General features: G+C 40.1%; 18 protein-coding genes. 6 read left to right on the top strand and 12 right to left on the bottom strand.

The window, feature by feature from the left end; genetic code table 11:
- The first annotated feature begins 187 nt into the window (after positions 1 to 187).
- Together Q5O24_00710 and Q5O24_00705 are read left to right on the top strand one after the other, a co-directional pair.
- On the top strand, positions 188 to 1,198 hold the full coding sequence (locus tag Q5O24_00710) for a GGDEF domain-containing protein (protein WKY47880.1): 1,011 nt from the start codon (positions 188 to 190) through the stop codon (positions 1,196 to 1,198).
- A 141-nt stretch (positions 1,199 to 1,339) separates the two neighbouring features.
- Positions 1,340 to 2,392 carry a hypothetical protein gene (locus Q5O24_00705; protein WKY47879.1) on the top strand — a complete coding sequence of 351 codons (1,053 nt, stop codon included), beginning with the start codon at positions 1,340 to 1,342 and terminating at the stop codon, positions 2,390 to 2,392.
- A gap of 2 nt (positions 2,393 to 2,394) precedes the next feature.
- Here Q5O24_00705 and Q5O24_00700 read toward each other — a convergent pair whose 3' ends face one another.
- The 7 genes from Q5O24_00700 to Q5O24_00670 are packed head-to-tail and all read right to left on the bottom strand — an operon-like array spanning position 2,395 to position 11,243.
- Positions 2,395 to 3,249, bottom strand: coding sequence for an HD-GYP domain-containing protein (locus tag Q5O24_00700; protein WKY47878.1), 855 nt, complete (start codon positions 3,247 to 3,249; stop codon positions 2,395 to 2,397).
- Positions 3,250 to 3,258: 9 nt separating this feature from the next.
- Positions 3,259 to 3,660, bottom strand: coding sequence for a response regulator (locus tag Q5O24_00695; GenBank protein ID WKY47877.1), 402 nt, complete (start codon positions 3,658 to 3,660; stop codon positions 3,259 to 3,261).
- 31 nt (positions 3,661 to 3,691) lie between these two features.
- Positions 3,692 to 6,334 carry a PAS domain S-box protein gene (locus tag Q5O24_00690; GenBank protein ID WKY47876.1) on the bottom strand — a complete coding sequence of 881 codons (2,643 nt, stop codon included), beginning with the start codon at positions 6,332 to 6,334 and terminating at the stop codon, positions 3,692 to 3,694.
- 59 nt (positions 6,335 to 6,393) lie between these two features.
- Positions 6,394 to 8,028 (bottom strand): methyl-accepting chemotaxis protein, encoded by a 1,635-nt coding sequence (locus Q5O24_00685; protein ID WKY47875.1) that lies wholly within the window; start codon positions 8,026 to 8,028, stop codon positions 6,394 to 6,396.
- Between the two features lie 26 nt (positions 8,029 to 8,054).
- Positions 8,055 to 8,540 carry a chemotaxis protein CheW gene (locus tag Q5O24_00680; protein WKY47874.1) on the bottom strand — a complete coding sequence of 162 codons (486 nt, stop codon included), beginning with the start codon at positions 8,538 to 8,540 and terminating at the stop codon, positions 8,055 to 8,057.
- Between the two features lie 9 nt (positions 8,541 to 8,549).
- Positions 8,550 to 10,637: a chemotaxis protein CheA gene (locus tag Q5O24_00675; protein WKY49186.1), complete on the bottom strand. Its 2,088-nt coding sequence runs from the start codon at positions 10,635 to 10,637 to the stop codon at positions 8,550 to 8,552.
- 18 nt (positions 10,638 to 10,655) lie between these two features.
- Positions 10,656 to 11,243: a TetR/AcrR family transcriptional regulator gene (locus tag Q5O24_00670; protein WKY47873.1), complete on the bottom strand. Its 588-nt coding sequence runs from the start codon at positions 11,241 to 11,243 to the stop codon at positions 10,656 to 10,658.
- A gap of 346 nt (positions 11,244 to 11,589) precedes the next feature.
- Between Q5O24_00670 and Q5O24_00665 the strand changes: the two genes are divergently transcribed.
- The 3 genes from Q5O24_00665 (at position 11,590) to Q5O24_00655 (ending at position 13,872) form a co-directional block, all read left to right on the top strand.
- Complete coding sequence (locus Q5O24_00665; GenBank protein ID WKY47872.1) at positions 11,590 to 12,138, top strand: TetR/AcrR family transcriptional regulator C-terminal domain-containing protein; 549 nt, start codon at positions 11,590 to 11,592, stop codon at positions 12,136 to 12,138.
- Positions 12,139 to 12,273: 135 nt separating this feature from the next.
- Positions 12,274 to 13,422, top strand: a complete 1,149-nt coding sequence (gene fucO, locus Q5O24_00660; GenBank protein ID WKY47871.1) for a lactaldehyde reductase — start codon at positions 12,274 to 12,276, stop codon at positions 13,420 to 13,422.
- A 42-nt stretch (positions 13,423 to 13,464) separates the two neighbouring features.
- A complete protein-coding gene (locus tag Q5O24_00655; GenBank protein WKY47870.1) occupies positions 13,465 to 13,872 on the top strand; it encodes a heme-binding protein in 408 nt (135 codons plus the stop codon).
- A 185-nt stretch (positions 13,873 to 14,057) separates the two neighbouring features.
- Here the strand turns inward: Q5O24_00655 and Q5O24_00650 are convergent, their stop codons facing one another.
- From Q5O24_00650 to Q5O24_00630, 5 genes are all read right to left on the bottom strand, one after another.
- Positions 14,058 to 16,091 (bottom strand): EAL domain-containing protein, encoded by a 2,034-nt coding sequence (locus Q5O24_00650; protein WKY47869.1) that lies wholly within the window; start codon positions 16,089 to 16,091, stop codon positions 14,058 to 14,060.
- Between the two features lie 246 nt (positions 16,092 to 16,337).
- Positions 16,338 to 17,558: an FAD-dependent oxidoreductase gene (locus tag Q5O24_00645; protein ID WKY47868.1), complete on the bottom strand. Its 1,221-nt coding sequence runs from the start codon at positions 17,556 to 17,558 to the stop codon at positions 16,338 to 16,340.
- Positions 17,559 to 17,560: 2 nt separating this feature from the next.
- Positions 17,561 to 18,001, bottom strand: coding sequence for a 4Fe-4S dicluster domain-containing protein (locus Q5O24_00640; protein ID WKY47867.1), 441 nt, complete (start codon positions 17,999 to 18,001; stop codon positions 17,561 to 17,563).
- A gap of 9 nt (positions 18,002 to 18,010) precedes the next feature.
- The gene (gene cooS, locus Q5O24_00635) at positions 18,011 to 19,894 is read right to left on the bottom strand and encodes an anaerobic carbon-monoxide dehydrogenase catalytic subunit (protein WKY47866.1); all 1,884 of its coding nucleotides are present in this window, start codon (positions 19,892 to 19,894) and stop codon (positions 18,011 to 18,013) included.
- 385 nt (positions 19,895 to 20,279) lie between these two features.
- A complete protein-coding gene (locus Q5O24_00630) occupies positions 20,280 to 21,443 on the bottom strand; it encodes a DUF924 family protein (protein ID WKY47865.1) in 1,164 nt (387 codons plus the stop codon).
- 337 nt (positions 21,444 to 21,780) lie between these two features.
- Between Q5O24_00630 and Q5O24_00625 the strand changes: the two genes are divergently transcribed.
- Positions 21,781 to 23,409, top strand: a complete 1,629-nt coding sequence (locus tag Q5O24_00625) for an MFS transporter (protein WKY47864.1) — start codon at positions 21,781 to 21,783, stop codon at positions 23,407 to 23,409.
- The last annotated feature ends 191 nt before the right edge of the window (positions 23,410 to 23,600 follow it).

The following is a 23,600-nucleotide window of genomic DNA, read 5'->3' as shown; positions in this document are numbered from 1 at the left end:
CTAACCACTGGTCTTTATTAAAAACCAGTTTAATATAAATCCAATCCTCTCTCTCTTTAAAGTCTCTTTTGAGGCTTTATTTTTTATCTGATCATTTGCCTTTTTTGTTGCTTCCTATTTTTTCTCTTGTTATAATTATTAATACTTAACATTCCATTATGTTTAATTATCTACTTGAGGGGGCTTTATGAAGAAATTTCTGCAACGCTATGAATTGGATTTAAGCAAAAAATCGCGTGTTCGTCAAGCCATCCCCATCTTGTTGACATTTATCACACTTTACATTGCACTATTACTTGCTCAGTTAATTATAAAAGCTTCAAATATAAACGGAATTCTGGCCCAGCTACAGGTAGTTACCTCGGTACTACTAACGATTCACCTGCCCAATTCAGGTTTTTTCGCTGCTCTGGTCCTAAACTTGTTTAATAGCCTGCTGGTGATTTTTTACGTTTTAAACAATCATGCCCTTTTATCCCTCCCGGGCATTTTTATTCCTTTTTTCACGATAATTATCCTGTTTATCCTGCGTTATTTTATTCTCGGAATGTTAAAAGAAGTTAAAAAACTTAGAATGAAAAATTCTGAACTACTGCTTTTGAATAACGAATTAGACCTGGTCCACAAAGATCTGGCGCAACAAAATGAAGTTCTGGAGTCCTATAATCAGATTATTCGACAAAACGAAGATCGCCTGCTTCATCTTGCTTATTATGATCTGGTCACTGACTTGCCGAATCGAAAACTTTTCACCGACCGCCTGGAACAGATAATTGATTTTTCCAAAGAATATAACACCCATTTTCTTGCAGTCTTTATTGATCTCAACCAATTTCGTCAGGTCAATGATTTGATCGGCATTACAGGCGGTGATTTCTGTTTAAAAACTTTGGCAACACGTCTTAAGTCTCAGATTCATCCCAATGATTTTTTAAGTCACCTGGGAGGTGACAAATTTGCCTTGCTGATTCGCAGACAACTTAATCAAAATACCTTAAAATCCTACCTTTCTGATCTTTCAAATAATATTTTTCTGCCCATTGACTTTGAAGGACAGGCAGTCCATATTAGGGCCAGCCTCGGTGTCGCTGCCTATCCCAGGGATGGCCAATCCAGTCAGGACCTGCTTATCCTGGCTGAATCTGAATCCTATAAGTCAGCCAATGATCCAAATGATAACATTCACTTTTTCAGCTAAATTTTCCCTCCATTCGTGCTTTGATTAATCCATTTTTAAGTCAGACACTTATCAGGCTTAAATTTCTTAAAATAACTAATTTTTGATAATACTCTGCCGATAGACCATTAAAGACTATGATTCTTAAATGGAGGTAGACCAATGAAAATCGAAAATTCATCGCTTACATTGTCTGGCCAGCATCAATACAGAGAATCCATTGTTCAACACGAATCGCTTCGCACCTGGAATAACACTGCTGATATTGAGAATGCCAATCTGGACACCCTAGATATATCACCTAATGCCAAACAACTGCAGACCAGCACCCCACTGGAAAAAGCTGAGCCTACAGAAAATGAAGACATTTTTAAACTTTCCGACAAAGATCTTCAAAAAATGCAGTTACTGCAAAAGCTCCTGCAGGCATTAACCGGAAAAAAAATAAAATTCCTGATTCCCAAAGGCATTAAGTCCAATGAACACGTGGTCTTAAAAACCCAGATCAAGGGCCTCGAAAATCAGCGTAACTTGCTCAATCAAGAGTCAGGCTTTCGCTATGAACGTCAAAGCCTTTATGCTGAACAGGAAACAACGGCTTTTAACGCCCAGGGCGTCATCACCACAAGTGACGGAAAAACAATCAATCTAAACCTGTCTCTCAATTTAAGCCGCAGCTTTAGGGCTGCCGAAAATGTTTTAATTCAGGCTGGTAATCAGCCTCAGCAGATTGATCCGCTAACCATCAATTTTAATGCGCCCAGCGTTAGTCTGACTCAGGAAAAATATAGCTTTGACCTTGATTCCGACGGAACTTCCGAGCAAATTTCATTTGTTGGCCCTGGCAGCGGGTTTCTGGCTCTTGATTTAAATAATGATGGCACCATCAATGATGGGCAGGAGCTTTTTGGGCCGCAAAGCGGTGACGGCTTTTCCGATCTTTCCGCTTATGACGCTGATGGAAACCATTGGATAGACGAGAACGATCCAATCTATGACAAATTGCAAATCTGGACAAAAGACGAAAATGGCACCGACCGTCTTTTCGCACTCGGCGAAAAAGGAGTTGGCGCCATCTATTTAGGCAATGTAAACACTTCTTTTTCTTTACAAACAGCTGCTAACCAGTCTCAGGGACAAATTCAGAAAACCGGTATCTTTCTGAAAGAAAACGGAGGTGCCGGCACTATTCAACACATCGACCTGACCGTTTGACCTTAGGCCGATTCTCTTTTAAAATCATATATCGGAATATTTTCCAGAAATGCCGTCAGCACCCCATGATCAAAAAGGGTCTTGCTTTCGGCTTTTAATATATTTACGGCTTCTTCCGCTTTAAATGCTCTTTTATAAACCCTATCGGTGGTCATAGCATCATAAGAATCGGCCACCGCGATAATTTTAGGCATCATACCTATATAGTCACCCTGAGCTGACAAAGGATATCCGCCACCGTCTAAACGTTCATGATGCAAAAGCACTGCCCGTTTCACATCACGATGAAAGGTGGTAAATTCATGAATCATTGCATAACCATATAGGGGATGCTTTTTCATCAATTCATATTCTTCAGTCGTCAATGGTCCCCGCTTGTTCAGTATTCTACCGGGAACATAAACTTTTCCTAAATCATGTAAAAGACCAGCCTGAGTTACCTGTCTGATAATCGGCGCCGGTAGTTCCATCCACATGGCAATAAACATGGAATAAAAAGCAGTATGGATGCTGTGGGTGAAGGTGTACTCATCCATTTGTTTAATCTGCTTCAAGGCATTAATAACCAGGGGGTTATCTTCGATGCTTTCGTACATATAGACCAGAAATTCCGTTACCCGCGTATAGGCATACTCCTTCTGAAAGATCACTTGGCTCAAATTTTCCCTCAATGCCACCAGCATCAGCTTTTCCTGGTCTTCTGAAACATACTCATAAAGGTTTACTTCCTCAAAACGTTTCTTTTCTTCAATCCTAACTGCTTCCGTCCGATCATTTTTCTGCTCATCCATATCAATGGCATTGCTAATCTCATTGATGATCTCTATTTCTGGTAACTGTTTGCCCTCTTCAACCATAAATACCCTCTAATTTGTATTAATAATACCCAGCTGTTTCATAACTTCTACCAGCTTTTCTGTATCCAGAGGCTTAGCTGCATAAGCTTCACAGCCTAGCTCAAAAGCCTGATTGACAAACTCAGTATCAGAAAGAGCTGTCGTCACGATTATTTTAACCTGTTCTTCTTTGCTAATTCCCCTTTGCGCTTCAAAATCACGGATTGCTTTTAAGACTTTTACGCCATCGATTTTAGGCATCATAATGTCCAGACAAATTAGATCATAAGGGTCTTCTTCTTTTTCCGCAATTAGATAGGCATCAAGGGCTTCCATTCCATCCACGACAACATCGCATTCTCCATACTGCGATAAAAACTTTGATAAAAATCGTCTGCTGATCATATCATCTTCTACTATTAAAATTTTCATACTTTTCCTTCTCTTTTCCTTTTTAATAATCTCAATTTATATTAAATTGCTTTTGCAGCACATTAAAAATGTCTTCGATTTTTAGAAGCTTCTGAGCCGCATTTTCATAGTTTCCCCGTCTGGCTTCAAGTTCCATTTTAAAAGCGACGGTCTTTAATTCTTCGATCTCCATTTGATTAGCCAGACGCTTAACCCTACCTGCCATTTCTTCAAGCAGACTTATTCGGCCTTCTTCGACAACCACACTTAAATCAGCAATAGCTGCTGAAAGCGCCAAAAAGCAATCCTGATCCATTGATTTCATCTGAGGCTCTATTCTCTGGCCAATCACAATCTCGCCATTTTCTCCTATTATAACACCCATATTTTTTATATTATCCGATTCTACTTTAATATTTATTGATTTTTCAATCGCATCAATCAGATTTTCTAGTTTTATTGGCTTAGAAACGTAATTATCCATTCCGTTAGCTAAAAACCGCTCACGATCGCCTTCTAAGGCATGGGCTGTGACCGCAATAATAGGAATCTGTTTATTAAACTTTCTTATCCGCTGTGTTGCTTCCATCCCATCCATTTCCGGCATCTGGATATCCATCAAAATCGCATCAAAAGCGTCGGCCTTAACCATTTCAACAGCTTCAAAGCCATTACCTGCAACAGTTACCCTATAGCCGCACTCCCTGAGCATTTTAGAGATAACCAGCTGATTAACCGCATCATCCTCGACAATCAAAACACTGGCTGAGACAATGTCAGATATTCTCTCTTCAATTTTAGGGTTTTGTGAAACTACTCCCTTTTTCAAGGGGATCGTAAACTGAAAGCGGCTCCCCTGGTTTTTCACACTGACTACTTCAATGCTTCCACCCATCAATTTAACCAGCTGTCTTGAAATCGCCAAACCAAGTCCAGTTCCACCAAAACGACGGGTAAAAGAGCCATCTAGCTGACTGAAGCTCTCAAAGATTTTAGCTAAATCTGACGATGCAATTCCCATACCCGTATCTTTAACCGTAAAACTGACCATCTCTGGTGCAGACGGGGTGTTGTTAACAGCTACCCAAACTTCACCTTTTTCAGTAAACTTTATGGCATTGCTCAAAAGATTATTAAGTACCTGCTGCAGACGATGAGGATCTCCCTCCACATAGCGGGGAACCGTTACCGAAAATGAGACGTTTAAGCTTAAGCCCTTTTCCTCGGCTGTCGGAATCTGAGCTTTAATAATATGATCTACCAGTTCCTCCAAATTAAAACCTTTTTTTATAATCTTCATTTTTCCGGCTTCCATTTTGGAAAAATCCAACACATCATTAATCACATTTAGCAAGGCACTAGAACAGGTTTTTACGATTTCAATATTTTCTTTTTGTTCTTCCGTCAGCTTGGACAACCTGAGCAAATCGACCATCCCAACAATTCCATTCAGTGGCGTTCTGATCTCATGGCTCATATTGGCCAGAAATTCACTTTTAGCCTGGCTGGCTATTTCAGCCTCTTCCTTAGCTTTTTTCAGGGCATCCTCGGTCTTCTTTCTATCTGTGACATCTCTGATAATGCTTAACAGAATCCTTTCTTTGCCGATCATAGTTCCTTTTGAGCTGACTTCGACCGGCACCAGGGATCCATCTTTTTTTTGATGTCGGCACTCAAAAAAGGTACCTTCCTGTTCTGCCTCTCCCAGCTGCTCCAAAACAAAATCGTCAGGATCCTCCCGAAGTTGAAAAACTGTCATATTAAGCAGCTCATTTCGCGTATAGCCATAGAAATTCACTGCAGCATTATTGGCATCAATAATTTTTCCATTCTTCTCAACAAAAAGAATGATATCCCGTACTTTTTCTGACAGCAGCCGATAGCGAATCAGACCATTCTCCAACTCTTTTCGGTCTGTTATATCAATTCCCAGACCAATATAACCAAGTTGTCCGTCTATCTCGCGGGACGGACTGTAAACCCCTTTAATCCAGCGATACAAACCACTGCGGTGGCGGACTCGGAACTCCAGAGTAAAGGGAATTCGTTCTTCAAAAGCCTTTTCTTTCACGTCAAGATACATTTGCCGGTCTTCAGGATGCACCCAGTCAAGCCAGCGCTGACCCAGACATTCTTCTCTCGATACACCGGTAAAAAACATCCATTCCTTGTTGACATAGGTAACATTTCCTGATGTATCGGTTCTAAAAATAAGCGAAGAAAAATCATCCAGCATCTGAAAATAAAAGTCTTTTGTTTTCTCCAAGTTATCGTGTTTTTCTTTTCTCTCGGTAATATCGGTAAAAGTTACTGCTACATGTTTTTTATCCTGATAAACAAATTGAGCCAAAGAAACCCTAAACCAATAGTCCTTTTCTACCTTTTCCGCCAGCAGGCTTTTGGAAAACTCCAAAAAAACTCTTTCTTCCCATCCATCTCTGACTTTTTCAAAGGATTTTCTTAGTTCGCAGTTCTGACAGTTTTTCCCTATACCACAACCCTTATCAAGCCCTTGTTTACATAAAAAGGCATCACCAAAAGCTTTTCCTAAAATATCCGATTGTTCAATGTGAAAATACCGCAGCAGGGCCTTGTTGACTTTGACAATAATACCAGCTTTATCAAGAATCATAATGCCGACAGATACCGCGTCAAAAACCTGACTCAGATCATTGTCATTTCGTTCTCCTATCATCATCACACACTTTCTTTAAACTCAGAGGGCGCTATCTTTTTAGATAGCGCCTTAGTAATTTAGTATTTTCCAAAATCCATATCATTTAAATAGATTGAAGAGTCTTTTGTTTCATTAACCACGTTGTTGCTTTGGCTTCTGTAATGACCGCCTTTTAATTTAAACATATCCACCTGCTCCCGCATCAGATCTGCCTGACCGGACAATTCTTCGCTGGCTGCTGCACTTTCCTCAGATGTGGCGGAATTCATCTGAACCACATTGGAAACCTGACTGATCCCAGTATTAATCTGCGAAATTCCAATCGACTGTTCATTGGAAGCTGCAGCAATTTCAGCAACCAGATCCGTTACCTGGGTAATATCTTTTACAATTCGTTCTAAATCTTCAGCTGTTCTGGTCGCAATCTGAGTTCCATCTTCTACCTTTTTGATGGAACCCTCAATTAATGCTGTTGTTTCTTTAGCCGCGTCTGCTGATCGGGCCGCCAGATTTCTAACCTCTTCAGCAACCACTGCAAAGCCTTTCCCATGCTGTCTGGCACGAGCGGCCTCAACCGCCGCATTTAATGCCAGGATATTGGTCTGGAAGGCAATCTCATCAATGACCTTGATAATCTTTGAAATATTAGCCGATGAAACGTTGATTTCTTCCATCGATTTTAACATCTGATGCATTTTCGCATTGCCTTCGATGGCATTCTGTCTGGTCTGTTCAGCCAGATTATTAGCCGAATCTGCATTATTGGCATTTGATCTGGTCTGACCTGCGATCTCTTCAATGGACGCAGAAAGTTCCTCAACTGAACTGGCCTGTTCAGTAGCGCCCTGGGATAAAGCCATGCTGGAATCAGCTACCTGTTTGGCGCCAATTGTTACCTGAATTGCGGCCGAATCGATATTGCCCAGAACCTCGTTCAGGTTTGCACTCATCTTTTCAAAAGCCTTGGCCAGTTCACCGACTTCATCCTTGCTTTCTACGCGAATATCCACATCCAAATCACCCTCAGCGATTTTTTCTGCAGCCTGAACCATCGATCTTAATGGTTGGGCGATGGAATTTGCCAGAGAAAGTCCTAACCAGATGGCCAAACCAATTCCAATCACACTGAGCAGAATCATTAATATGGTCATGTTTCTAAAATAATCAGCATTGTCTGAAAGCAGATCCTGGGCCTGTTGATCATTATAGTCAATTAGTGCTTGAAGACTTTCATCTGTGGCTTCTCTGGCAGCAGTTACTTCTCCTAGAATAGCCGCTGATTCAGCATATTTCCCTTCTTCAATAAGTGCCAGACTTTCATTTCGCACTTCTCGGTAATCAGCGAGTTTTTCTGTCAGATCATCATATAGAGCCTGATTTTCGTCATCCGCAATCGTCGCCTCGTAATCAGTGAGTAACTCGTCATCTTTTGCTACCGACTCATCAATGGCATCCAAGCGAGTTGACAGAGTCGCAGGGTTTTCTTCATACTGAGCCAGAATCTGGTTAGCCCGGATATTTTGCAGTTCCACCTGAATATCTGACAGTTTTTCTGCCGGAACCAGGTTATCATAATACATATTTTCGGAATTATTCTGGATACTGTACATACTAAAAATTCCAAAAGCTCCTACCAGTGCCGTTACCACTGCCAGCACCACAAAACAGGTTACCAGCTTATCCTTGATTTTAAGATTTTTTAATCGGTTCATATTATCTCCTCTGTTTTTTCAAAGTTTTATTCAAAAGAATCATAAATCAGCTTCTGACTGTCAACTATCAGCTTAACCTGATTTCCCACATTACCAATCCCTGATATAAACTGGTTGTTATCCTCCGTCTCAGGATAGTCAACTATCAGTGAGTCCGGGATATCCACCACTTCGGCAACCGCATCCACAATCAGACCCAGGGCAATATCTGCCTCTTCCATAACAATAATACAGGTTTTTTCATCATACTCTACAGGTGATTTATTAAACTTCAGACGTAAATCAATCACCGGAATAATCTGCCCGCGTAAATTAATAATGCCCCGAACATATTCCGGAAGTTCCGGCACTTCGGTAATTTCCTGAACCCCAATAATCTCTGTCACAACGTCTACAGAAAGGGCATAGACCTCTTGACCCAGGGGAAAAGTCAAAAACTTTTGTTCGTCCCATTCCTCAAGCTCATCATCAAATTCATCTTCAAAATCCAGTTCACTTTGTATCTGATCCATAAGCCCTCCTTATATTTTTAATCGACTCTGTAAAATAAAGCCGTCAATATCCAGAATCAGACTGATGCCTCCATTGCCAAGGAGGGTACAGCCGGTGAGCCCTTTTATTTTTTTCATCCGTTGAATATACTTGGGCAGGGTTTTTACCACAACCTGCTGCTCTCCCAATAATTCATCAACTAGAAGACAAACCGTTTTATTTTCGCCTTCCACCATCATTAAAATGCCCTCTTCAATTTCTGTTTTTGCATTTTTAACCTGGTAATACTCATGGAGTCTTAAGATCGGATAACATTCCCCGCGAATCATGATCATTTCCTGATGATTGGGGTTAGTGAAAATCTCTTCCTTTTGAGGGATGAAGGATTCTTTGATCCGGGTTATCGGCAAGGTATAACGGGAATTTCCCACGCGCACATTCATCCCTTCAATAATGGCCAGGGTCAGAGGAATTTTCAAAGTAAAGGTTGACCCCTTTCCTTCTTCGCTTTCAACCAGGATACTTCCGCCAATGGCTTCAATATTATTGGCAACCACATCCATGCCCACACCCCGTCCGGAAAACTCGGTAACTACTTCCTTGGTCGAAAAACCCGGCAAAAAGATCAGTTTAAAAATTTCATCATCACTCATATCCCGGTCCATCTGATCAATTAAGCCATTTTCTACAGCTTTATTTAAAATACCGTCTTTTTTAAGACCTTTACCGTCATCTCTGATAGTGATCAGGACATCACTGCCGGCATTGCAGGCCTCCAGGGTAATGGTGCCGGTTTTATCTTTTCCGCTACTTAAACGCTCATCACAGGTTTCAATCCCATGATCAGCAGCATTTCTGACGATATGCATCAGGGGATCGCCAATCTGATCGATAATGTTTTTATCAACCTCAGTATCTTCACCGATAATTTTAAGATTGATATCTTTACCCATTTTTTTACTGATATCCCGAACAATTCGGTGCATCTTATGAAAAGTAGGCCCTAGGGGCACCATTCTGATGGCCATAACCATATCCTGAATCTCATTGGTGATCTTTCTGAGCTGTCGGGCCGATTTGCTGAAATTATCTAACACCAGCCCTTCCAGATCCGGGTTTTGAGTAACCATAGATTCGGAGATCACCATTTCCCCCATTAAATTCATCAGCCGGTCCAGTTTTTCTACGCTGACATATATACCACCTGAACTGCTTGCCGCTGAACCATTCCCTGTCGACCGCAGCTTCTCAGATGGCCTTTGGGGTTCTGGAATTCTGATTGTTTCCTCCAGTTTTAAAGTAACAACCTGGTCCTTTTCCTGAAGCTCACCTTCCTCTTCTCCTTGGTCATCTATTTCACTCATTTCAACCCGACTTACCGATGCCGATCCTTTTAGAAATTCCATCATTTCTTCATATGCAAGTCTAGTTTTAATAAATAGTTTAAAACCCTCACTGCAAATTTTTTCAGCAGACTTCGGATCATTGATGACATCTTTCGGAACAGAGCTAAATTCCTCACTCTTCTCCTTCAACTGATGGACAATGGAAAAGGCCCTAATATTTTCCATCCCACAATTTTCTTCGAAAAAAACACAGGCCTCAAACTGATTCAGCTCCTGCTGCTTCATCTTTTTGTTCGAACTGATATAAAAGCGCTTTTCACCTTCATCTTTCACCGGTGTTGAATAATTCTCGGCATGATTTAGCTGTTTCAACCGCTCCAAATGTTCCACAATTTCTTCAATCAGAAAATCTGGCTCCCCATCTGCCTCTTCACCGGACTTTATTTTTTCAATTTCCAGTTTCATAAAATCAATACTTGAAAAAATTAAATCCGATAAAGGTGAAATTTCCACTTTGTCAGGCTTTTCTTCTCGGATGAAATAAAAAAGGTCCTCGGTTCGATGCGCAACAGTCGAGAGATTGTTCATCAACATCATCGCTGATGAACTCTTTAGGGTATGCATAATCCTGAAAATCTCGTTGACAGCTTCCCCAGTCAGCTCGTCTGACTCTTCCATCCCCATTACAATTTCTTCCATCTGCTCCAGCTGCTGATCTGTTTCGCAAAGAAACATCTCCAGCATTGGATCATTTTTAAAGTTTTCCGTCATCATCTTCCCCCCTTTCAATTATTTTTGTAAAACTGTTATAAGTGTCTCTAAAAGTTCCTTTGCCTGTTCTTTTAAGGAAAAATTATAGTTTTTTATTCGCCACTTAAGACATACTTCCTTATTGCCGCCAATAAACAATTCTGCGATCCGGTCAGGATTTAAGTCACTGTTAAAAACTTCCATCGTCTGGGCTTTTTTTATCACTTCAACGATGAAATCTTCCCTTCGCTTCATAATTTCCCTAATTTTATCGGCCAGCCCTTCCTCATTGGTCAGACTGTCATAAAGCTGGATTACTACCGTAATCTGCGGATAATTTTCATAATATTCCGCATAGGCATTGAAAAAATATCGAAGACTTTCTACTGGCAGAAAGGCTCTTTTTTGGCAGGTCTCTATTATTGCGTTATCAAATTGACCAAACTGATCGATCACTGCCGCCAAAATTTCTATTTTATTTCTAAAATGCCGAAAAAGTGTCCCTTCTGAAACCCCTTCCTGACGAGCAATCAACTTTGTCGAAAGATTTTGCAGACCAACCTCGTTCAAGACTTCTATCGTTGACACTATAATACTTTCTTTTCTATGGATTAATGATTTTCCCAATTCTCACATTCCTTTCAGTAGGAGTAAACACTCACTCCTTCTTGTATTATACTCCTTTCACCGCTGCTGTCAATTACCCTGTCAATCATTTAACATTCTTTTTTGCATTTTCTTAACTAATCTACAGGATTTATAAATTTAACACTGCTTTTCTTGGAAAACTATAAAAATAAATTTTTCAAATAGACCTATCAACACATTAAGAGTCTTATATTTTGGGGCGAATACTCTGCAACTCAAATTATTTATCAAAACATGCCAAATATTTCATTGACAACGATTACTGCCATGTTATGATAAATATGTCTTCTTCATGACATTTACAAATACACTTATGAGGAATTTTATGGATATTAACGATCGCACTAAAGAAAAACTTGCAAAAAGCATTAAGGATCTGATGGCCAACAAACCGCTGGATAAAATTACGGTCAAGGAAATTGTTGATCACAGTGAACTGACCCGGCAAACCTTTTATCGCTATTTTCAGGATAAATATCACCTGGTCAACTGGTATTTTGACAAACTGGCTCAGCAGTCAATCAGGCAAATGGGTGTAAGCTTAACCCTGGAGGAAGGCCTGACACAAAAGTTTACTTTTGTTAAAAATGAGAAGACTTTCTTTACTGCCGCTTTTAAATCAAGCGACTGTAATTCCATTTACGACTATGACCTGAAGCTAATCACCGATTTTTACATCGATCTGATTATGCGAAAAACCGGTCAACCTGTAAAAGATGATAATTTATTTTTATTAGATATGTATTGCCGGGGCTCTATGGCTATGACCTATAAGTGGGTACTTGATGGAATGACCATGGATCCCAACGAATTTGCCAAACTTCTGATTGCTGGCATTCCCGAAAAATTGAAACCTTACCTTTTGCGGTTGTGAAAAAGTGACACATTAAATCATCTGTAACTTTTTTGACATTTTTACGAAACTGTCACTTGAATCATTTCCAGAGATTGATAAAATAAAAACAAGTAATGCAACTGTTTACAGTTGTAAATTTTTGGAGGTAATTTCATGGCAAGAACCTATTATTTCCCACCTGTTGTAATTATGGAACCAGGAGCAATTGAACTGATCCCACCGGAAATCAAACGCATGAATGTTAAAAAAGCGCTGGTTGTAACCGATAAGGTTTTAATCGAAGCTGGAATTGTTCAAGACGTGCTTGATGTTCTGGATAAGGCTGAAGTTGCATATGCGATCTTCTCTGATGTTAAACCTAACCCCACTGTTACCAATGTTAATGCTGGTCTGGAAGCACTACAGGAAAATGAATGTGATTTCATCATCAGTATCGGCGGCGGTTCTCCTCAGGATACTGCTAAAGGAATCGGGATTCTTGCAACCAACCCTGGTGATCTTCGCGATTATGAAGGAGTTGGAAAAACTGCCAATAAATCACTGCCAATTGTAGCCATTAATACAACTGCCGGAACCGCCAGTGAAGCAACCATCAATTACGTAATCACTGACGAAGAAAGAAAGCTGAAAATGGTTATCGTGGATCCTAACTGTCTGGCTATGGTAGCCGTCAATGATCCTAACCTGATGGTTAAAATGCCTAAATCTTTAACCGCTGCTACCGGAATGGATGCCCTGACCCATGCAATTGAAGGTTACACCACTGCTGGCGCTTCTGCCTTCACTGATCTGTTTAACCTGGAAGCTATCAAGGCAATTTCTTCAAGCCTTCGCGCAGCTGTTGAAAACGGCGAAGATATCGATGCCCGCGATGGTATGGCTTATGGACAATTTGTAACTGGTATGGGCTTCTCAAATGGGGGCTTGGGAATCGTTCACTCTATGGCTCATCAGTTGGGTGGTTTCTATGATCTGCCACATGGTGTTTGTAACGCCGTTCTTTTACCTTATGTCGTTGACTTTAATGCTGATGCCGTAGGTGATCGTCTGGCTGCTGTTGCTGAAGCTATGGGTGTAGATTTAAAAGGTGTTAAAGCCGAAGATATTAATGGTCTGGCAATTGAAGCCATCAAAACTTTATCTAAAGATGTCGGTATTCCTTCCGGCCTGGAAGAAATCGGCGTCAAAAAAGAGGATTTCAGTGAACTGGCTGACCTGGCTTTAGCTGATATCTGTACCGGTGGTAACCCTAAATGTCCAACAAAAGAAGATGTAATTGCGATCTATACTGCTGCTTTTTAAAAACGGCTTTATAAGATAAAAAAATTTTTGGAGGAATCAATCATGACGACAACTGGAAAATTATTGGATATGGCCAAAAAAATGGCCGATGCGGCTGCTGTAAAAGCAATTGAAATTGATGTCCCAATGGTTATTGCCATCTGTGACAAACACGGTAACCCGGTTCTGTTAAACCGAATGGAAGATTCTCTGCTGGCCAGTATTGATATTGCTACCAACAAGGCTTATTCATCGGCAGCCTTAAAGGGCAGCACCGATCAGTTTGCTGCTGCTGCCAAAGAGTCCGGCCCGCTGTTTGGACTGGCTAACTGTGATAAAGGTCGCATGGTTGTCTTCGGCGGTGGTTTCCCTATCGTTATCGATGGTGAAATTGTTGGCGCAATCGGCGTTAGCGGCGGAAGTGTTGAAGAAGATATGACTGTTGCCCAAGCTGGCCTGGCTGTCATTTAAACCCATAACCTCAATACAAATATAATGTCAAATCCGACAAAAGATCCGAGTAAGATAATCTTCTTCTCGGATCTTTTTCCATTTTCATCTATTCTATTAATTGCTATTCTTATCACTATTTTAAAATTCAAAAATACATTCCGCAACAAACGACCATTTCTTGAAAAATTCATCAATCCCAGTAGTTATACTTCTTTTAAAAACTGTTCTTCCACTTCCTGCGCTGACACTGGGCGACCGAGAAAATAACCCTGACCAATATCACAATTATTCTGCATTAAAAACTCCTGTTGTTCCAGAGTTTCAACTCCTTCGGCTACCACTCTTATACCAATAGCATGAGCCAGTTCCACCAGCGTCTTATAGATGGTTTCCTCTTTCTGTGACCGGATATTTCGGATAAAAGTCTGATCGATCTTAAGCACATCGATGGGTAAAATCTGAAGATAATTAAGTGATGAATAACCGGTGCCGAAATCATCCATGGCAATGGTCAAACCTCTTTCCTTCAATTTTGCCAGCGCCTCTTTCGCAGCTTCAAGCTCCATCATGACCGCCGTTTCCGTTATCTCTATCTCGATTTCATCGGGTTTTACGTCCATCTCATCAAGTATCTGGCAAAGCCTGTCAAACACCGAACTCTCGGTAAAAGTATAACCAGAAAGATTAACCGCAATTTTTAAAGCCGGAAAACCCTTTTGATCCCAGGCTCTTTTCTGCGTAATCGCCTCTTTCAAAACCCATTCACTGATCGGTACAATATGACCGGTTTTTTCCGAAAGAGGTATAAATTCCCCTGGCGAGATAAATCCTTTTTCGGGGTGGTTCCAGCGAATTAGCGCTTCTACACCTAATAGCCTCCCGGTAGACAATTCAAACTGCGGCTGATAATAAAGGATAAATTCTTCGTTTTCAACGGCCGTCTTTAACTCATGCCCCATCTCAATCATACTTAAGGTCCGCTCATACATTTCTGCTGCAAAAAAGGTATAGCCATCCTTTCCATGTTCTTTGCGAATATAAAGGGCAATATCTGAATTTTGCATCAGCATCGTCACGGTTTCACCATCTTTGGGGTAAACAGCAATTCCCATACTGCAGGTCACAAAAATTTTCTGCCCGTTTAGATTCCAGGGGCATCTGATTCTTGCCATAACACTATCAAGCCAGTTTAAAAGATACTCTTCTTCATCAAAAAAATAAAGAAAAGCAAATTGATCTACACTAATCCGGGCAAGCAAATCCTGATTTCTTTTTAAGCCTTTTAATACTTCTGTCACAGTGGAAATAAACTGATCTCCCACCGCATGCCCCATACTTTCATTGATATGCCTAAAATTATCCAAATCCAGGTTAATCACAGCAAACTTCTTTTCCATTCTTATGGCATCTTCCACTGCCATATTTAAATAAGTCCGATTAGGAATCTCCAGAAAAGTATCATAATAGGCGATATGTTCTAGCCGCTCTTCCATCTGTCTGCGTTCAGTAATATCTGTCCCAATGGATACCAGCCCGGTAATATTTCCATCTTTATCGTGAAGGGGGTTGTTATTCCATAAAATAGTTTTATAAGAGCCATCTTTGCACAACATTTCCAGTTCATTATCCCGATTGTTTTCAGTGTCCAGGATTTCATCAAACATTTCCCTCATTTTTTTGACAGGCTCTGTCGATTTTAGAATCTCATATCCCATTTTCCCAATCACTTCATTTCTTTTGAAGCCGAAAACTTTTTCGGCAACCGGATTAAAATGGGTGATTGTTTCATCCTTATCAAAAATGACGATAATGCTGGCTGCTTCCATAAAAAACTGATTGGACAACTCTTTTTCAATCCGCAAATCATCATTCATGGCCATCAGTTCTTCATGGGCCTGAGCTAGCGCTTCATATCCATCTATCGACTGGTCGACAGATCGAGTATAAAGATCCAGGGTTTTTTTAAATATACAAAAGAATACCACTGCTGTTGCCAGCACATAAAACCAGCCTTTATAGAGCTGTACCACTTTTAATGTCTCTGGATCTCTGAATATTGACGCTACCATTTTATCTGACAATAGAATCCACAAGCCGCCAATAAGCAAGTAAATAGTGGCCATCCATAAAGCTTCCCGCGATGGCTTCAGGCGATTTCTTTCCGTAATCAAACGATCATATTGCTGGTCCATATTTTTAAGATGTGAATCGATTTTACTTAATGATTTTCTGCTCATTCACTTGCCTTTCCATTTTTGTATCAAATTTTTAATACTTAATGCAAATTACCAGTTTTTACGTTCATCTACATATTTTCCCATTATTGGCCTGCTTAATCATTGGCAAATACATTTTTAATGCTATAATTAAAAAAACAGTCAGCATATTTATATTTCATTAATATGCTGGCTGTCTTATTGATTTGTGCAACTATTTAAATACTAAATTTATAAAATTCTGCTCGTTCTATTTTCTAAACACCTTTAAATAGCCATTTCAAATTGTCCGTTTTTCTCATTCACTGCATAAAAGTCTGAATATTTTAAATCGAAGACTTCCTTTTCATCGATAACGATTTTATTTTTAAGCAAAACCTGCCAGAAACCGGCATAATCAAGATTTCCCTGTAAAATTAAGCCTTCGATTATATGGTCCCTGAGTAATATTTTTGTATAGCTGTTTCGATCCTCACGGCATACTATTCTTGTGTTTTCGTCCGCAGCAATTTTGCCGAGTGAGAGGGTTGGGCAACCATAGAAATTAATGGTATTCTTGATTGCAAAACGATCATCATAAATGCTCTCCATTCCCATCATATTCTGGGCTGCTATTTTTCCCTGTTTCATGGCATTTGGCCAAATTCCCGATAGTCCGGTTACATCCCCAGCCGCATAGATGTCAGGCTGACTGGTCTGCATTTTTTCATTAACGACGATACCACGATCCAATTCGATTTCTGACCCTTTCAAGAAAGCTGTCTCTGGCCTGACACCGGCCGCTACAATCACCAAATCGGCATCCAGACTTTTACCACTTTCCAGCACTAATGTTGTCCCATGGAGATTATCATCCATCTTCAGTTCAATCACCTTTTCAGATAATAGAAAATTTGTCCCATGTTCTTCAAATAAATTCTGATAGACCCTGGCGGACTGTTTATCCAGCTGTAGTGGTAAAATACCTGGCATCATCTCAACAATAGTATTCCTGATCCCCCGTTCATTTAGGGCCGAGGCTACATCCAGTCCCACAAGCCCGGAACCGATAATCACAACCTTGCTCTTTTCATTTAAAACCGCATCAATTTTCTTAACATCTTCAAGATCACGAAAACCAAAAACATTTTTGGCTTCTCTCAATCCTGGCACCGGGGGAATAAAATACCCTGCTCCCGTAGCAATCAGCAATTTATCAAAGACTATTTCCTTTCCATCATCAGTATTAACAGTTTTTTGGGTCGGGTCAACAGCTGCGACACTTACACCATTTAACCAGTTAACTTTTTCATCCCGACAAAAATTTTCACCTGAAAAATTAATTGACTTTTCATTTCTGTGACCACTCAGACAGTGATGAAGCATACACCGTGAGTGAATTTCTTTTTCCTTGGAGATTAAGGTTATTTCAGTCTCCTTATCCATCGCACGGATGGTTTTTATCGCCGAAATACCAGCTGCACTGGCACCAATTATAAGATATTTCATCTTCATACCTCCTGTACTATGATTGCTTCTTTAGGACAGGATTTAACACAACTGGGTCCTTCTGGCTGATCCTGACAAAAATCGCATTTAATCATTTTAGAATTTTCTTTATCCGGTTTCATTACACCATAAGGACAATTCATTACACACATCAGGCAGGAACCACATTTTTCTGCATCATAATTGACCAGTCCAGTGGAGGAATCTTTGGATAATGCGCCGCTCATACAGGACATAACACATTCCGGCTCGTCACAATGCCGACAAAAGATAGGAAAATAGCCCTGATTTTCCTTATAATAAATCTTATTCCGCGACTCAGCCGTTCTGCCGCTCAAATCTGCCGTATAAAAATTGCTGCCTTCCTGATGGGCGCTGATACAGGCAACGGTACAGTTCAGACAACTATCACATTTTTCGCGATTAATAATAATCCGTTTCATGATGCCCTCCTATATGTTTAAACCCTGGCGTTTTGCTAAAATAATTCCTTCCAGTGTCTCAGCCGCCTGTTTAGCATTATCATCAATAATCAACTGACCGCCAGTCAATTCTTTCATGTTCTCAGTAAACACTTCTACTGCCAGCGAACTTCCAGTTACAAAGGGCGGCAAGCCCAAATGCAGGGGCAGACCAAGGGCCAGACCAAAGGCGCCATCGGCTAAAGCCTGCTCCTCAAGCCATTGCGGCGCTGATAAGACTAAGGGCAACTGAGGAATATCAATTCCTAACGTTTCCGCAAGCTCAGTCGCCACCAATTCCAGACGTCCAATTGCCAGGCAAGGGCCAAAGTTTAAGACAGGTGGGATATTTAGTTTTTCACAAATGGCACGCAGTTTCGGACCAGCCATCGAAGCTGCCGAAGGTGACATCAGACCCACATTTTCCAGACCACCAGAAGAACATCCAGCTGATAAAACCAGAATATCTTTAGAAATCAGTTCTTTTACCAGGTCAACCGTTAACACATCATGACCACCAGCTGTGAGACTCGAGCAACCTACAACACCGGCAATTCCTTTAATATCACCACTAACTATCAGATCGATTAACGGTTTCCAGCTTCCACCCAGGAATGCTTTTAGGGATGTCTCACTAACACCTGTTAAAGTATCATTATTACCGTGTTCCGGCTGTAAATTAATTGCCACTTGACCACGACGGTTTTTGTAAGATTCAGTAATTGCATCAAGAATTTCTTCAACCTGCTCTTCCCTTTTTTCAAAAACAAAAGGTTTTAATTCTGCATTGGCTTTCTTGGCGACATCATCCAGACAGATCTGTTTAATCATCAGTTCATCACAAATTGGTTCAATCCCCGGCAGAGTACAGTTAAACTCAGATAAGACTGCATCAATCCCGCCAGTAGCCAGAATGGCTTCGGAAGTAAAATTATTACCGGCATGACCGTCGAATACTTCCTGATAATGTTCGCCGCGCAGCTGCAGGTCCTGACCAACACAGGTACAACCCACTAATTTAAATCCTTTAGCGCCTGCCTTTTCAGCCTTTTCAATCACATCCTTATCCGTTAAACGCTCCTGCAAATAGGTAAAGATAGAATGCTGGTGACCTGTTATCATAATATTAATGTAATCCGGATTGATAACACGCAGTCCCACTGGTGCCAGGCGAATAGCCGGTTCACCTAAGAGGACATCATTTAAAAGATTAGTCAGGGTTAAACCGTAAAGACCAGTTGAGATTCCTAATTTCAGAGTGTTCAAATACATATTAACGGGATCGGAATTCAGATTGGTTGACGTTTTGACTACACCCGCAAACACTTCCGATTTAGCTCCACCAGGCAGAATATCCAGTTCCATCCAACGTTTAAATCGTGGCGCATAAGCCAACTTCTCAACCAGTTCCATTTTTATATAATCAGGCTTATAGAGATCAGCCAGAACTGCATCTGCCACTTTTTCAGCGCATAGATATTCGTCAACTTCATCAATTCCAAAAATATCAGCAAGTTTTTTGAGCGTATTTTTTCCTTTTAGAACGCCTTTACTCTGAGCGGTTTTTTTAAGCATCAAAGCTGTATTTTCAATAACATGAATATAACAGCCTGATCCGGCCGCCACAGCTCTTAAAAAGTTACGGGCCACGATGGTATCCGCAGTTGCTCCGCATACCCCTTTTTGTCCATTGGGACTAATCCGGCAAGGACCATTGGAACATAGTCGACAGCAGATTCCCTGCAGACCAAAACCACATTTAACACTTTGCCCCTCCACTCGATGATGCGAGGTTTCATAACTTAATCCAGAAATGAAATTTTCCAGATTCTGGTCCGCACTTTGACAGGTCTTACAGCTAAAATTAGAATTCATAATTACGCCTCCACTTTTGTAATCCTTTTATTTATTCTATTATATACCTGTATATCCAGTTGTCAAGAATGATTATTGTTTAGATATCGATATTAACACTAGTTAATTCTCCCATCGATTATGTCTTGGTATTTGTTGACACTTTTTTAACCCCTAAGATTTCAAAAAACAAAAAAACGCCTTTATAAATTTAATTCAAATTAAATTTATAAAGGCCACTTCAATACGGCTATCTCATAATGTCATAGCCCTACTTTTCTCCATTTTCTGAGTACAATCAGAGTACTCCATTTTGGAGCCCATTTATTATTATATTTTTACTTATCGTTTGCACTAAAACTATTTAAACATCTTTTTATTCCCCAAATATCTCAATGACGATTATCTAAAAACTGCTGCCTGGCTGTTTAAGAAATTCTATCTCCTCAGAGGTAGATACCCGGCCTAGAATATCGTTACGATGAGGATATCTGCCAAACTGATCGATAATCGCTTTATGCTTTATTTCGTACTCCAAAGTTTCTGAATCATTCAACTCTTCAAAGTAAGATAAAGCCTGTTCATGGATAGCTGCTGATTCCGAATGCATAAAAGGCATTAAAATAAATTGTTTTTCAGACTGCAGCAAACTCTTGAATTCCGGTTGCCGAAGCGCTTCCTGGGCCAGGACAAGCGCCATTGAATCCTGAGAAAAAGCCATTTCCCCATTTCGATTGAAATTTCTGGAAAACTGATCCAATAAAATTATTTCGGCCAGCCTCCCCCTTATCGTCTGCCGCCATAGCGATAGTTCTCCCTTACAGGCAGCCTGCCAGAGAACATAGAATTGATCGCGTAAGTTTTGATCAAAAGATTCATTTTTTTGAAACCAGTATGGTTTATTTTCCGGATCAAACCAGAATTCTAAAACCTTTTGACTCTCGTCAATTACTTGACTGGCGCTTTCCGGCGCCAGAGCCTGTGCCAAAATAGCCTCTTTCAAACCCAGGCATAACTGATAACGCTCGCTTGCATTTTTAAGAATTTTTTGCTTGACGTTTTGGTCCGTTAAAGACATTGAATTGATATCAATACCAGCTTTAGCAGCGGCAGCAACCGCTTCAGCCAAGCTTGCGCAAATAACCAGATCCCCCAAAACCAGGGAATAACTATCCTGTAAAATCTTCTGAACTTCGATCAGCAGTTGATAACAGTTATCAAGCAAATTCGTAAACGGACCAATCGCCCCTTCCATAGCCTGCTGGTAGCTTTGAGGTTCATTACTTTTCCCTGCTCTGATCACTTCCATATAAGCTAGAATATCAGCTTCGCTCTGGATTAAAGCATCTGCCTGCAGCGCTTCAGCAACTTCTATCGAAGCCTTACAAATAGAATTCTCGGGATCTTTCTTTAATGTACAACAACAGGCCATTTTCATTAATGCCGCGGTAATTGCCTGAATGGTTCCTACCGCAGAACCAGCTGCCGGTCCAGGGAATTTACAAATCGACAGCTTTTCCAGAAACTCATCAATTGTTAGATCACTTAGCTTTTCCATATTATTTTCCATTTAAAAAACTCCTTACCCTCTAATATGCATCCGTTGATACTAATGCTTTGAATTCTTGATTTTTCCAAATGCTAATGAAATTTTCCATACCATTATAACAGCTTCAGCTATCCCTTTAATACTACCTAAAAGAAATTCATCATAAAATTTCTTGCTTTATATATAAGTATCCATTTATCATATTTATATACAGGCATATTTTAAAGCGCTGAGGGTTATTCAACTTTCAAAAGGGTACATACAATAGCAGGATTTATAAATACATAAAAAAAAGATTTAAATTCGCGTAAACTATGCTAATATGTCAATGATAACTATTATAAGGGAGGCGTATAAATTGGAGAATACTGAAAATATTAATAAGGGCAAATGGAATATTCTATTAGTCGTTTTAATGGCAACTTTTGTTATTGTGATCGATTCAACTGCAATGAATGTTTCAATTTCAAATATTGTTACAGATCTGCAAACTACTGTAGAAGCGGTTCAGAGTATTATTTCATTTTATGCTCTGGTCATGGCATCATGTATGCTATTCGGGGCAAAATTATCTGATATCCTGGGAAAGAAAGTTTCATTTAGATTGGGTTTGATGACTTATGCAACCGGAACGCTAATCGCAGCATTCAGCCAAAATGTAATGATGCTGGCAATAGGGTGGGCCGTAATTGAAGGGATTGCCGCAGCAATCATGATGCCGGCGGTGTTATCGATTATTGTAACAAATTATGAAGGACAGGACCGGGCAAAAGCCATGTCAATCTATGCCACCGTTGCTGCCGTTGCTCTGGCAATTGGTCCAATTGTTGGTGGGGTTGTTACAACCTATCTTTCCTGGCGATTTATTTTTGGTGGTGAGGCCTTCGTTGTAATAATTGCTATCCTTTTTTCTGGCGTTATTCCCAAGGATCTTATTGAAAAAGATGCCCGCCCCAAAATAGACTATGTTGGCTTTTTGTTTTCCGGCATTGGATTGTTTTTTATTATCCTGGGCTTCTTAAACGCCAATGTTTATGGCTGGTTTTTTGAAAAAAATCCGCTTATAATCGGTGGTGTTGAGATCTCTCTATTTGGATTATCAGCATCCTTCCTATCTATCCTTCTAGGTATATGCTTACTTATTATTCTACTTTTTTGGCTGAATAGAAGGATCAAAAATGAAAAACCTGCATTATTTCACCCTCAGATGTTTACAAACAATGTCTTTTTTCCTGCTATATTGGTCTATCTGTTTGGGCAAATGAGTTTTGCCGGAATTATGTTCTGTATGCCTGTCTTTATGCAAAATGCACTCAATTACAATGCCATGGATACTGGCATTAGCCTGATGCCTTTATCAATCGCACTTCTAATATCTTCACTCTTCGTCACTAAACTTGTGTATCGTTTCTCTCCGAAGGTCATGATTATTGCTGGTCTTCTCTCAATCATGGCGGGAATAACTTTAATGAGAGCTCAATTTTGGGGTGAATTTTCTGCTATTAGCGGTTCCAGTTTTATCTTTGCTTTTCTTTTTATTGGTTTTGGAGTCGGTGTGGCATTTAGCATTGCCTACAATTTAGCTTTAAGCAATGTAAAGCCAGCATGGAAAAATGAAGGTTCAGGAATGCTTTTAACTTTTCAAAATTTAGGTAATTCATCAAGTATTGCAGTAGCAGGGAGCGTATTATTTTCAAGCGTTTTTTCAAATATTGCTCAAGGCATAGTTGATGCAAATTTTTCAATTACTTCGGGCTTATCAAAAACGCAGATTCAGGAAATTCTGATAAAAAATATTAATACCTTTAAGGACACACTAGACCAAGGGGTTAATATTTCCCCTGAGACTGCTCAACAGATAGAAAAAATACTAACAAATGCACTGTCAATCTCAATGGATCATGTTGGACTTGTTTTGACCATCCTTGTTGGGATTGGATTGTTATTAGCGATATTTGTTTTGCCGAATGCAAAATTAGAGAAATAAAAGCTTACAGAATATTATGCTGTACACGAGATCTCTAGATGGTCAGATAAGGGGTCAAAACACAGCGTTCAACTTTAAGGCATTAAAAAAACGGCTATATCAAGCCGTTTTAAATTTCTTTTCATGGCGGAGAGAGAGGGATTCGAATTATTGTATGGTTGTCATACTTAATCTTTTATGGAATTGCCAAA

Source organism: Eubacteriaceae bacterium ES3 (assembly GCA_030586155.1).
In the GTDB taxonomy this organism is placed as follows: domain Bacteria; phylum Bacillota; class Clostridia; order Eubacteriales; family Eubacteriaceae; genus Acetobacterium.
This window is presented reverse-complemented; position numbering and strand designations above follow the sequence as displayed.